This is a genomic window from Abyssisolibacter fermentans (assembly GCF_001559865.1).
In the GTDB taxonomy this organism is placed as follows: domain Bacteria; phylum Bacillota; class Clostridia; order Tissierellales; family MCWD3; genus Abyssisolibacter; species Abyssisolibacter fermentans.
Map to the genome: position 1 here is coordinate 115,400 of NZ_LOHE01000090.1, position 12,467 is coordinate 127,866.

Annotated in this window: 13 protein-coding genes; all 13 read right to left on the minus strand. The window is 30.3% G+C overall.

Annotation, left to right across the window (positions count from 1 at the left end; genetic code table 11):
• Nucleotides 1-17 precede the first annotated feature (17 nt).
• A complete protein-coding gene (locus AYC61_RS17655; RefSeq protein ID WP_066505893.1) occupies nucleotides 18-383 on the minus strand; it encodes a flagellar protein FlaG in 366 nt (121 codons plus the stop codon).
• A gap of 262 nt (nucleotides 384-645) precedes the next feature.
• The gene (locus tag AYC61_RS17660) at nucleotides 646-1,887 is read right to left on the minus strand and encodes a flagellin N-terminal helical domain-containing protein (protein WP_066505900.1); all 1,242 of its coding nucleotides are present in this window, start codon (nucleotides 1,885-1,887) and stop codon (nucleotides 646-648) included.
• Between the two features lie 121 nt (nucleotides 1,888-2,008).
• On the minus strand, nucleotides 2,009-2,251 hold the full coding sequence (gene csrA, locus AYC61_RS17665) for a carbon storage regulator CsrA (RefSeq protein ID WP_066505902.1): 243 nt from the start codon (nucleotides 2,249-2,251) through the stop codon (nucleotides 2,009-2,011).
• Nucleotides 2,235-2,705 carry a flagellar assembly protein FliW gene (gene fliW, locus AYC61_RS17670; protein ID WP_066505904.1) on the minus strand — a complete coding sequence of 157 codons (471 nt, stop codon included), beginning with the start codon at nucleotides 2,703-2,705 and terminating at the stop codon, nucleotides 2,235-2,237. The genes csrA and fliW overlap by 17 nt, the downstream gene beginning before the upstream one ends.
• A gap of 23 nt (nucleotides 2,706-2,728) precedes the next feature.
• Complete coding sequence (locus tag AYC61_RS17675) at nucleotides 2,729-3,280, minus strand: DUF6470 family protein (protein ID WP_066505906.1); 552 nt, start codon at nucleotides 3,278-3,280, stop codon at nucleotides 2,729-2,731.
• A 9-nt stretch (nucleotides 3,281-3,289) separates the two neighbouring features.
• On the minus strand, nucleotides 3,290-4,324 hold the full coding sequence (flgL, locus tag AYC61_RS17680; protein ID WP_066505916.1) for a flagellar hook-associated protein FlgL: 1,035 nt from the start codon (nucleotides 4,322-4,324) through the stop codon (nucleotides 3,290-3,292).
• Between the two features lie 23 nt (nucleotides 4,325-4,347).
• The gene (flgK, locus tag AYC61_RS17685; RefSeq protein ID WP_066505923.1) at nucleotides 4,348-5,880 is read right to left on the minus strand and encodes a flagellar hook-associated protein FlgK; all 1,533 of its coding nucleotides are present in this window, start codon (nucleotides 5,878-5,880) and stop codon (nucleotides 4,348-4,350) included.
• 29 nt (nucleotides 5,881-5,909) lie between these two features.
• Nucleotides 5,910-7,928, minus strand: coding sequence for a flagellar hook-associated protein FlgK (flgK, locus tag AYC61_RS17690; RefSeq protein ID WP_066505926.1), 2,019 nt, complete (start codon nucleotides 7,926-7,928; stop codon nucleotides 5,910-5,912).
• Between the two features lie 19 nt (nucleotides 7,929-7,947).
• Nucleotides 7,948-8,439 carry a flagellar protein FlgN gene (locus AYC61_RS17695; protein WP_066505928.1) on the minus strand — a complete coding sequence of 164 codons (492 nt, stop codon included), beginning with the start codon at nucleotides 8,437-8,439 and terminating at the stop codon, nucleotides 7,948-7,950.
• 12 nt (nucleotides 8,440-8,451) lie between these two features.
• Nucleotides 8,452-8,718 (minus strand): flagellar biosynthesis anti-sigma factor FlgM, encoded by a 267-nt coding sequence (gene flgM, locus AYC61_RS17700; protein WP_066505930.1) that lies wholly within the window; start codon nucleotides 8,716-8,718, stop codon nucleotides 8,452-8,454.
• 196 nt (nucleotides 8,719-8,914) lie between these two features.
• Nucleotides 8,915-9,322: a TIGR03826 family flagellar region protein gene (locus AYC61_RS17705; RefSeq protein ID WP_066505932.1), complete on the minus strand. Its 408-nt coding sequence runs from the start codon at nucleotides 9,320-9,322 to the stop codon at nucleotides 8,915-8,917.
• A gap of 131 nt (nucleotides 9,323-9,453) precedes the next feature.
• Nucleotides 9,454-10,200 carry a ComF family protein gene (locus tag AYC61_RS17710; protein WP_066505933.1) on the minus strand — a complete coding sequence of 249 codons (747 nt, stop codon included), beginning with the start codon at nucleotides 10,198-10,200 and terminating at the stop codon, nucleotides 9,454-9,456.
• A gap of 21 nt (nucleotides 10,201-10,221) precedes the next feature.
• The gene (recD2, locus tag AYC61_RS17715) at nucleotides 10,222-12,459 is read right to left on the minus strand and encodes an SF1B family DNA helicase RecD2 (RefSeq protein WP_066505935.1); all 2,238 of its coding nucleotides are present in this window, start codon (nucleotides 12,457-12,459) and stop codon (nucleotides 10,222-10,224) included.
• Nucleotides 12,460-12,467 lie beyond the last annotated feature (8 nt).

A 12,467-nucleotide genomic window follows, 5' to 3' on the forward strand; every position in this document is an offset into this window, starting at 1 on the left:
TCTCTATTATATTCTATTTATATCTTTTCATCAACTAATATACCTGCAACTTCTAGCAACTTGGCTACCATATCAAGTGTTTTTTCCGCCGGAATCTCTCTTATAACCTCATTCTTGACAGTATCTATAACTTTCACCATTATCTGCTTTGTCTTCTCGTGTATAGAAAACTCCAATCTCCTATCATATACTATTACACTTTTATTTGCTTGTTCTATTGCTTGTATTATGTCTTGTTCTTCTACTGATTCTTCTATAGTTTTATTTTCAGGGTTAGCTTTACTAGATATTGAACTTGATGGAATATTAACCTTTATATCTTCATCTAATACACTTTGTACTTTTTCAATACTGTTTGACTCTAAAGCACCTGTAATTCTCATAAAAATCCCTCCATAAATTAACTATATATTTATATATCGGTCTAGATGCTTAGAACCTTGAGTGTTTATTTAATTTATTAATATTTTTTGATGTATATATTTTACTAATCAACGATAGAGATGATATTCGACGAAACTAAAAGGTCTATACTTTCCTATGTATTAGAAAAAAGAGACTCTGGTTATTCCAAAGTCTCTTTTTGTATACTTTTTTCAGTTTTTATTGATTATTCTAGACTATACTTCTTTATGAATTCTCAGCTTATCTTAATAACTGAAGTACTCCTTGAGGAGCTTGGTTAGCTTGAGCAAGCATAGCTTGAGCAGCTTGTTGTAAAATATTATTCTTAGTGAAGTTCATCATTTCTTTTGCCATATCTACGTCTCTGATTCTTGATTCTGCTGCTTGTAGATTTTCTGATGATGTATCTAAGTTTTTGATTGTGTGCTCTAATCTATTTTGGCTAGCACCTAACTTAGCTCTTTCAGCAGATACTTTTTGAATTGCTTGATCTAATACTTTAACAGCAGTTCCTGCTTGAGATTTTGTTCCTACTTGAAGAGTTCTAACGCCTAAAGTATCAGCTCTCATATCGCTAATTGAAAGATTTAATGTTTGACCTTGATTTGATCCAATTTGGAAGTCAGCACTTCCATCAGCACGCTTATCTTTAGCTTCTGTTGTAGTACTAATGTTTGATAAAGCATTAGATGCAGCTTCTTTTCTTATGCCTGCAGAACTCTCTATTTCAATGGAAAGTCCATTAATCTGTGCAGCTGTTCCGGCAGCTGCAGATGTAATTACCATTTGACCACCTGCCGTTGCTACTGATGCAACAGATGCATCTCCTGCTATTTCGTCTGTTAAAGTACTTAAAGTCTCAGAAGTGATATCAGTAATAGTATAAGTTGCACTCTTTTCAGTTCCATTTACAGACCAAGTAGCTGTAAAAACATCCCCATTAGCTAGCTGTAAATTATTACCATTGGCATCTACTAAACTATCTAATGTTGTAGCATCTGCCATTGTTGATTCTAATGATCCAGTTAATACATGTGTTGTCGCAGCACTTACTGCTGAGCCCATATCGCCATTTAAAAGTTTCTTCGTATTAAACTCTGTTTGTTCAGCAATACGTTGAATTTCTTCTCCCAATTGATTTACTTCATCTTGGATATTCGTCCTATCTTCTGTAGTATTTGTATCATTTGAAGATTGTATTGATAATTCTCTCATTCTTTGCATAATCGCTTGAGTCTCATTCAAAGCACCTTCAGCCGTTTGAATTAAAGAAATACCATCTTGAGAGTTTCTTGAAGCTTGGTTAAGACCTCTAATTTGTCCTCTCATTTTTTCTGAGATTGCTAAACCAGCTGCATCATCACCAGCTCTATTAATTCTAGAACCTGAAGATAATTTCTCCATTGATTTTGAACCCATTGAGTTAGCAACACCCAACTGACGATGTGTATTCATTGCCATAAGATTGTGATTAATTCTCATTTTTATTCCTCCTTGAATTTTATTCATTGGCATCCATGCCAAATTTATTTTATACCTTGGCCAAGGTATTTTTTCTTTCATATATTATATCGGATTGTTTATTATAAACTTTAATATATTTTTAAATATTTTTGCTGTTTCTTTCAAAAAATTCTTTTAGTGTCTTCATATTCCCTTTATTATTCTTAGCAGCTGCCTTATTAGCGTCTTTTATATCCTCATATATTTCTTTTCTGTATATTTCTATTTCTTTGGGTGCTTTGATACCCAATTTAACCTTGCCATCAACAATATCCATTACTATAACTTCTATTTGTTTATTTATCATAATGCTCTGTTCTTTTTTTCTAGACAATATCAGCATTGTTTTGCCCCCTGTTTTGTTCTTTTAGAGCTTTTAAGATAGAAAATTTCACTGGATAATCGCTACTTTCTATAATCATTTGCTTGGCAAGCTTAGTCATGGTATTTATTATAACAGGTGCTGCTAAATTTGCTGTCATTTTGTTAACATCCTTTGGTACAACTATTATACTATATATTACTACGTCATTAACTCTTTTTATTTGTAATAGCTCCTGTACAGCCTTTGGTATGTCAAATTCATAGTCTTTTTTAAATATAAAAGGATTCATTATTGTAAATGAAAGATTTGCATCTTCCACTGATTGAAGATATTGAAAGGGTATTTCTTCTTCTGCTGCATTTATTATCACATATTTTGTTTTGTCTTCAAATCCTAATAGCCCTTTTGGAAAAGCTATTATATCTTCTTCTTTAATATCAATTTTACCAAAAAATTTAGTTTGAATCTCCAAGAAAACACCTGCTTTCTAATCAATTATTTTTTTTCGTCAATAAATCTTATCTCTATATTATTTTTTTGTCTAATATAGATATCTACTTTACCTCTATTTAAATTTACTATCGGTTCTTTTCTCTCACAGTTTATATCAGTAGTACCCATATTCCACTTAATATTTATATAACCTGTCACATCAATTTTAGGTCTGCTTCTAGGCATAGTTATCATGTTGAATTCTTTTTTAGGTCCATGACAGTTTTTTGTAGCTAGTTCTGTAATTGCATTAGGCATACCTTTTTTTATATTAGCTAATCTATTACCGTCTTCTACTCGCCTTCTTATACCTTCTATTGCTTTTTGTTTTGAATATTGTGAATTATCTTTTGATAAATCTATATTATTTTTTAGCCCTGATTCTGCAAAGCATTGATATTGATCTATTATTATTCTGGGTTTTTCACTAGTGACTTCAAATGATGTATCTGTGTGTTGTATACTTAATTTACCTTTTGGCTGGCGAATTTGCATTTGAGATTTTGTTGTATTTATACCTATTAACGCATTAGTTGAGTTTATACTAAGCTTCATTTTTTACACCTACCTTAGAAAATCAACTAATGTTGGCTGTATTATCTTAGTCCCTACAGCTAGTGAAGCATTGTAAACACTTTCTTGCATCTTAGAATTCATGATAGTTTCTGCCATATCTATATCTTCATTGTCTGACATCAGTTTTGTAAATATTAACTCTTCATCATCCATTCTGCTTTGCGTCATTTCTAATCTGTTACATTTTGCTCCAATTTCTGCTCTTAGTGATAAAACATTTTCGTTTATAGCATCAAGTCTTCCTAAATCTTTATCTAATCCATCATGGTCATCTGCATCCATAGTAGCTTTAATATCATCAAATAATGCTATTAAGTAACTTTTGTCTGTAGTTGCATCTTTCTCTGATATATTGTTGGTTTTGTCTATTTTATATCCTTTAACATCATCTGTATAACTGGGTGTATCCAATGAAGAACCATCATATTTTCCAAATAACCTAATTCCTACTGTGTTAACTTTTATTTGATCTGAAACACCTATGTTGTATATACTAACCTCATCATTGCTAAGCTCCGACATGTCTGTTACTCCTGCACCTATTGAGCCATTTTTATAGTTAGTCAATTTATAATATCCATCTTTATCTAATAGATCTGTATCTGTTTTATAACCTGTAAAAATACTTCTTCCTGCATATGTTGCATTTGAAACCTTTATTAATTGTTCTTTTAGTTGACCAATTTCTTCAGATATTTTTTGCTTATCTGATGGTGAATTTGTTCCATTTAGAGCTTGTACTGTCAATTCTTTTGTTCTTTTCATAATCTCTCCAACCTGAGTAAGAGAATCTTCTGTTACTTGTAACCACGATATACTATCATTTAAATTCCTTTTATATTGAGCTATTCTTGATAAATCCGTATGATATTTTAAGCTTTTTGATACTCCAATAGGATCATCTGAAGGTAGTTGAAACTTCTTACCTGATGAAAGATTCTGTTGTGTTTTATCCATTCTACTTAAATTAGTATTTAAATTATTCATCAAGTTCATAACTAACATATTATTTGTAATTCTCACAATATCTCTCCCCTTTACTTCATCTATCTCCCAACTAAACCAAGTCTGTTTATTGTGATATCATAAATTTTATCTATTGTTGTTATTATTTTCGCTGAAGCTGTATATGAATGTTGGTATCTAATCAAGTTTGATGTTTCTTCATCCATTGATACTCCTGATATGGATTGTCTTCTTTTCACTATGCTTTTCAAAATGGTTGATTGATTTTCTTCCATCCTGATAGCCTGCTGACTGTCTACTGATAATGTAGATATAATAGATTGAATGAAGTCTTCTGGTTTACCCTTTGGTGCATCATTACTATCAAAGAAATGTTTATCATCTCTGGTTTCTATCAGTTTTAGTATAGTTTCTTTATCCTCTACGCCATCACTATCCTTTGAACCTGCACAAATATTATTTAAATCGGCTTGAATATCCATTGATAAGCTTATGTTATCTGCTCTAACATTATCCTTTATATACTGATTCATATCAGCTACTTTTGCAGCATCTGAATAATCCATTCCACTATAAAACTCATTTGAAGTTTTATTATCTATTGTAAAAAAGAAAATATCGCTTTCTCCTTCTAGTCCCTTACCTTGATAATGAATTTCATTGAAACGCTGTACCATTTTTTGTGCATACTGGTTTAATCTTTTTATGTAAAAAGGAACTCCTCTATAACTATTTCCTTCTCCATCGCCATCTCTAAGCTCTAATAGAGATTTGATTTCACCTGATTCTAAATTAACTGCTTCTCCACTACTCTCCCACTCGACTTTTACTAATTTTTCTTTTGGGTTCCAAGGATTATCCATTAATGCAGGAGGGTACTTGATTTTACTAACCATATCATGTTCTATTAGTGTAACACCTTTGATAGTTACTGTATATTTGCCATCAATTTCTTTTGCATTGACATTTACCAGTTTTGACAACTGATCAACTACTAAATCTCTTTTGTCTCTCAAGTCATTTGCTATTGATCCGTCCATTTCTAGAAAGTTTATTTCTTTATTTAAATTACTAATTTGCCCTGCATAATCATTTACTTGTTTTATTTTAGTCATAATTGAAAAATTTAATTCTTTTTGAGAATTATATAGCTTACCAGCAGTTTCGTTTAAATGTTTTGTTAGAGCTATAGACCTTTCTTTAACTAGATTTCTGCTTGCTGAATCACTTGGATTTGTACTCAATTTTTCTAATGCTGTATATAATTCGTCAAGATTTTTATTTAAGCTATTATCAGATGGCTCATTAAAAATATTTTCTATATCATTTAAGCTCTTTTGCTTCATCTCCCACTGTCCATGATTACCCTGCTCTGTCCAGTATTTAAAATCTACAAAGTCATCTCTTACTCTCCTTATACTATCTATTGTGGTTCCTCCACCTAATAAACCTGTACCTGCTAAATAGTGTGGTGAAAGAGCATGTTGAACACCTTTTTGTCTTGAATAACCTTCTGAATCCACATTAGCTATATTGTGATTTGTTATATAAAGACTTTTTTGACTTGTCAATAATCCTGATACTGCTGTACTAAAACCTATCCATCCGGACATAATAACACTCCATTTCTTATATATCTATTTTATCTACCAACTACTCCCAATCCGTTTACAATTCTATCAAGCATCTCATCTACAGCATTTACTACTCTTGAATTAGCTGCATATGAATGTTGAAATTTAAGCATATCTGTCATTTCTTCATCTAGTGAAACTGAAGATATTGCTTGTCTTTTACTATCTACTTCATTTCTTAACATTGTTTTGCTTTCTAAAAAGCTTTTTGTAGTACTTGCTGTTACTCCAATATCAGATATTATATCTCTAAAATAATCATCTGAATTTAGACTTCCAAATATATATGCATCTCTAAGATTGTTAATCTGAGCAGCTATTTTACCATTCCCAAGTTCTAGCGCTGTGTCGCCTGCTACTATATTATTTAATTCTGATAAATTTGGATTTAATTTTATATTTCCTGCTTGTATAGGCAAACTAGAATCAGCTGCAACAAAAAAATCTTCTCCGGGATTACCATCAAGTGTAAATCCTTGCTTGTGAATATAGTTAATATTTCTTGCGAGTGTATTTACAAAAGTATTTAGCTTCTGTTTTATAGAAGGTATTATTTCATCAAAAGACTCTACATTACCCATCATAACACTTAGATTGCTTGTTGATAATTCAGAAAGTTCTACACCTAGCTCTCCAGCTGCTGATTTATCTATATCTATAAAACTGCCTCCTGTTTTGTCAGTTATATATTCCCAACCAACTTCTCCAGTATCTCCTAATTTTCTATATTTTTCTTTTGAAACTACATTTGTGGAAATACCTAAAGCTTTTAAATCACTTATATATGATTGAGCATCAGCTAAATCTATAACATTACCATCTCCACCAATACTTTCATCACTTATTACTACCAGCTCTTTTAGTGAATTATCCGAATAAGTCATGCCTTTTACTAAGTTCACAACCTCATTGAAATTTTCTGCATCTTCTGGTTGTGTAGTAAAGTTAGCTGTTATATCTGTTTGAAAATCTGTGGTTATCTCTTTGGCCGGCGCATCACCAAATGTTACAAATTTAAACACTGGCTCTAGTCCACGTTTTTTCATATCTTCTTCGTATGTATTTATTATGTCATTTACCTTTGTCATATCTGTAGTTGTTAAATCTACTGCTATGACCACATCTACTTTTTGTTTTACTGTACCGTTACTTTTTTCAATTATTGTTTTAGCTACATTTCCTCTTGAACCTAAAACACCTGCAATTTCTCCATTTTGAATATCAACCATTGTATCATCATCAGACCAGTAGATATCAAAAAATGAGCTGCCATTTGTTTTTAACTTGAGATCATTCACATTGCCAGCCATTACTATATGTCTGTCACATATCCTTACATTTACAGCTCCAGATTCTGTCTCATAACAATCCATGTCTACAAGCTCTGATAATCTATCTAGTAGTCTGTTTCTTTCGTCTCTATAATCATTTGCTGTGACAAAATTTGATTCGTATTTCTTTATTTTTTCATTGATTTCAGCTATTCTATGAGCTATATCATTAACTTCTTCTACTTTATTCTTTATAGTATTATTGAGATTAACCTGTAAATCATCTAAATGGTCAGAATAATGATTAACTGTATCTATAAGAGCTTCTGCTCTTTCTTTTATCAAGCCTCTAATAGTTAGATTTGATGGGTCTTTTGATAACTCGTCCCAACTATTCCAAAACTGATCCATAACTTTTTGAAGACCTTCATCTGACATCTCATTCATTATACCTTGAACCTGCTCTAATACTTCATTTCTTGAATTATAAAAACCCAAAGCCCCTGAATGTTCTCTGTATTTTAAATCCAAGAATTCATTACGTATTTGTCTAATTTCTTGAACATCAACGCCAGTTCCTATTTGAAAGTTGCTATTTGATAAAGTTTTATATGAAGATGTAGTTTGTATAACCTGTTGCCTAACATAATATGGATTGTTTACGTTAGCTATATTATGTGCTGTTGTTTCTAGTGCTTTGTTGTTTGCATATAAGCCTGATATAGCTGTAGATAATGTTCCTATTATATTTGCCATAACATCATTAACCTCCCAACTATGCCTTTACATCAAAAAGACTCTTATTTTGCTGTACAAAATTATTATCCTTTTTATTATAAACATTTCCTTGCTTAGTATTTGTTAAGAGGTTTATATTTAAATTGATATACTCTAACGCATCTCCTATCAAGGTATTATTTAAATCATTCTTTTCTTTAATCTTATCTAAAACACTGACTATCTTTCTTTTAATCACTTCCAAATCTTCTTTGTCTTGCTTGCTCAATTTGTCTATTATGTTAGTTATATTACTGTCTATACTAAGTCCAAGACTATTCCTCAATTTCATAGCAATATCTTCTCTTATCTGCTCTAAGTTTGCAATCTTGAGTATTTGGTTTTCTTCTAATTTTGTTATTTCGTCTAATTCTTTAATTTTACCTTCTATTATTACTTGTGTTTTATTTTCTGTCAATTTTAATAATTCTTCATAAACTGCGTACTCTTGGTTAAGAATTTTTTTTAACTCACTTAGTAAAGCTTGCACTGTTTTCACCACCTATGAAAATATATTATCTACTATTTTTCGAACATCTACCTCGTACGTACCGTTTTTTATTCTGTCTTGGATTTCTTTGACTTTTTCCTCTCTTATCTCAGGAACTTCTTTAAAAGCTTTCAATGCATATTGAAATTCTAATGCTTTAGAAGACAACTGTATTTCATCTTTTTTATTAGTCTTAGATACCTTGCTAATACTCTTGTTATAATCATTCTTTGAATATATTTTATAAGCTTTTTGAATATGCGAATTAAATATTTTCATTAAAAACACCCCATCTTGACAATATACTCTATAATTAATATCGTCATAGATAAGGGTGCACTTTAGTTTTTTTATTATATAATTAACATTTTTGTTTTTTATCTATAGGAAATAATATACTTCTCTATAATATAATTTTCGTTATATAAAAGGTAAAATCTAAATTAAAAAAAATATATAATCAAGGATTTTGCTTTTATTTCAAACGTCTAGTTACATACATTTTTTCTTGAGAACTCTTATTGCCTTTTTTAGTTGTTTTTTTCTGCTTAATTGAACTATTTAACTCATTCTGTATCTCTACAGCACATTTTTCACAGAATCTGCCCGTATTTATAGCAACTCCACATCTTTCACATGCTAAGATTAAATTATTGTTATTATTCTTTATCGCTAATCTTCCTTCTCTAAGATATCTTAATATTTTTTTAGTATTAACTCCAGTATCTTCTGATATTATTGGTATTGTCGCTGATGGATTATCATATATGTATTCTCTTACTTTTTTAAATTCTTCTTCTTCTTCCTGTCTGCATTTTAAACACATACTAAATCCATCATATTTATATATCTTCCCACATTTTTTACAATTACGAACGTCCATATAACCTCTCCTTTCCTCATTCGGCTTATCTTAATGGATTCCATTCAATTTATTTAGTAATTTCTATGTCAATATATTTAAATCCTTTAATTTTTTATATAAAATTTATAAACCTTTAGGCTGCGACTATTTTAATTATATTCATTATGTCCTATTGCTAACGTTAGTACATAAACTTTCTTTGCACCACTTTTTAATAATACTTTACAACACTCATTGATAGTCGTGCCTGTTGTATATATATCGTCAACTAATAATATTACTTTATTTTTAATATGATTATTGTTTTTAATACTAAAAGCATTTTTCATGTTATTAATTCTATCAGCTCTTTTTAATTTGTTTTGTTTTTGTGTATCTTTAATTCTTAATAGAGTTTTTGCATCATGAGGTACATTAATGTATTTTGAAATGTATTTACTAAGAAGCTCCGCTTGATTAAAACCCCTTTCCAACATTCTCTTTTTATTAAGTGGAACGGGTAATATTAAATCAAATTTTATATCTGTATTTTCATATAAATATTTTACCATAATTGAACCTAAGGCTTTATACATATATGCCCTTTTTTTATACTTGAAATTATGTATGCATTCTCTAGTATAATCTTCATATATTAATGGAGACATGTTTTTTATAAATAATTTCTGTTTATTAATACAATCATGACACAAGTCAGGTATATAGCTGGGCTTTAAAGGTCGTCCACATATTTCACATCTCTTATTCGATACAAATACTAATTTCTCCAAACAATCCTTACAAATATGGTTGTCTACCTCTTCTGAATGTTTATTGCAAAGTAAACATAAATTATCCTCTGGAAAAATCAGCTCTAAAATTGTATTATAAAAATCTTTTATAAATTTTATAATCATTGTATTACTCCATAATATTATCTATTCCGATATATTATCATTCATAAACATATCGAAAAACATTTTCAACCTATCTTTCAAACCAGAATATCTCTTTGTAATTCTATTATTTTCTATCATCAAGTCCATGTATCTTTTCATGCCTACCAATACAACCAGTTCTTTGCTTCTTGTTATGGCTGTATATAATAGATTCCTTGTTAGTAACATTGGTGGTCCCCAGCTAATTGGTATTACTACTACTGGGAATTCACTTCCCTGACTTTTGTGTATTGTTGTTGCATATGCTAATTTTAGTTCATCTAATTGACCAAATTTATATTTAACCTGTTTGTTTTCATCAAACAAAATTGTTATTACACTCTTCTCTTCATCAATATCAGTTATGTACCCAAAATCACCATTATATATCCCTTCACCTTCAACTACTTTCCCATAATTATTGATTTTCCATTTTATTTTATAGTTATTTTTTATCTGCATTACTTTATCTCCAGCTCTAAAGATTATATCTCCATATTTCTTTTCAGGCTTATCCTTAGAGTAGGCATTCAACGCTGCTTGCAATTTTGAATTAAGAGCATTTACTCCTACATCTCCCTTTTTCATAGAAGTAAGCACCTGTATATCTTTTAAAGCATCATAACCATTGTATTTTGGTAATCTTTTGGTACACAATTCAATAACTGTATCTACTATTTGATTATTTGCTTCTCTTGACATAAAAAAGAAATCTTTATCTTTTACATTTAAATAAGGCTTTTCACCTTTATTGATTCTATGAGCATTTACTACTATCATACTCTCTCTTGCTTGTCTAAAAATTTCATCAAGCTTAACTACTTTTACTATATCACTATTTATTATATCTCTTAACACATTACCTGGTCCTACCGAAGGTAGCTGATCTACGTCTCCTACCAGGATCAATCTAGTACCAGCTACTATTGCCTTTAACAGATTGTTCATCAATAAAATATCAACCATTGAAACTTCATCTATTATTATAACATCGCTTTTTAATGGATCTTCATCATTTTTTGCAAATGACATAGCAATTTCATCATCTATATAACCATATTCCAGTAATCTATGTATTGTCTTTGCTTCTCTGTTTGATGCTTCTGTCATACGCTTAGCAGCTCTTCCTGTTGGTGCACCTAAAGATATAGTTTTTTTGTTTTTCTCAAAAATTTTAATGATACTATTTATTGTTGTAGTTTTCCCAGTACCCGGTCCACCAGTTAGAACCATTACACCATTTTTCAGTGCTTGTTTAATTGCTTCTTTCTGTTTTTGTGCAAAATAAAAATTATCCTCTTCTTCCATTGCCGATATTTCTTTTTCTATATCTGTATCTATCTCTTCAACCTTTGCTCTTGAAAGCTCTACTAGTTTTTTACTAACATTTGCTTCAGCTGTATAAAAAGGCATGTAATATACTTTGATATCATCTACAGACATCTCCAGCTTTATTTCTTGTTTTAATGCTAAAGAAGTAAGCGCTTCGTCTATTAACTCTTCATCAACTCCCAGTAGTTGAAATGTTTTATCTATTAATTCTTGCTTTGGAACATATGTATGCCCTGATGAAGAGTAATTAATCAAGGTATATTTAATCCCTGCTGAAACTCTATATATTGAATTGCTGTCAATACCCATATTTATTGCAATCTTATCAGCTAATTTAAAGCCAATACCGTGTATAGTTTCAGTAAGCCTGTATGGATTTTCTTTAATTACAGATACAGCTTCATCACCGTATTTTTTATATATTTTAACTGCATATCCAGTACTAATCTCATATTTTTGTAAAAATATTATTACATCTCTCAAGTTTCTCTGCTCAGCAAATACTTCTGCTATTTGTTCAGCTTTTTTAGAACCAATGCCTCGTATTTCTGTAAGTTTTTTGGGATTATATTGTAATATATCTAACGATTCTTTTCCGAATTTTTCTACTATTTTTTTAGCCATTTTGGGCCCAATACCTGGTATCAAACCTGAAGATAAATATTTCTCTATCCCATTTAAGGTAGATGGAACTACCTTTGTATAAGACTGTACTTTTAACTGTTGTCCAAATTTTGAATGATAATCCCACTGTCCTTGAACTTCTAGAGTATCTCCAATATTAATAATAGGAATACAACCTACTATAGTGACAATATCATCATCAGTTTCTATAACAGCCACAGCATAGCCATTAGCTTCATTTTTAAATATTATTTCTTCAACAGTACCCTGTAAACTTACCAAAACACACC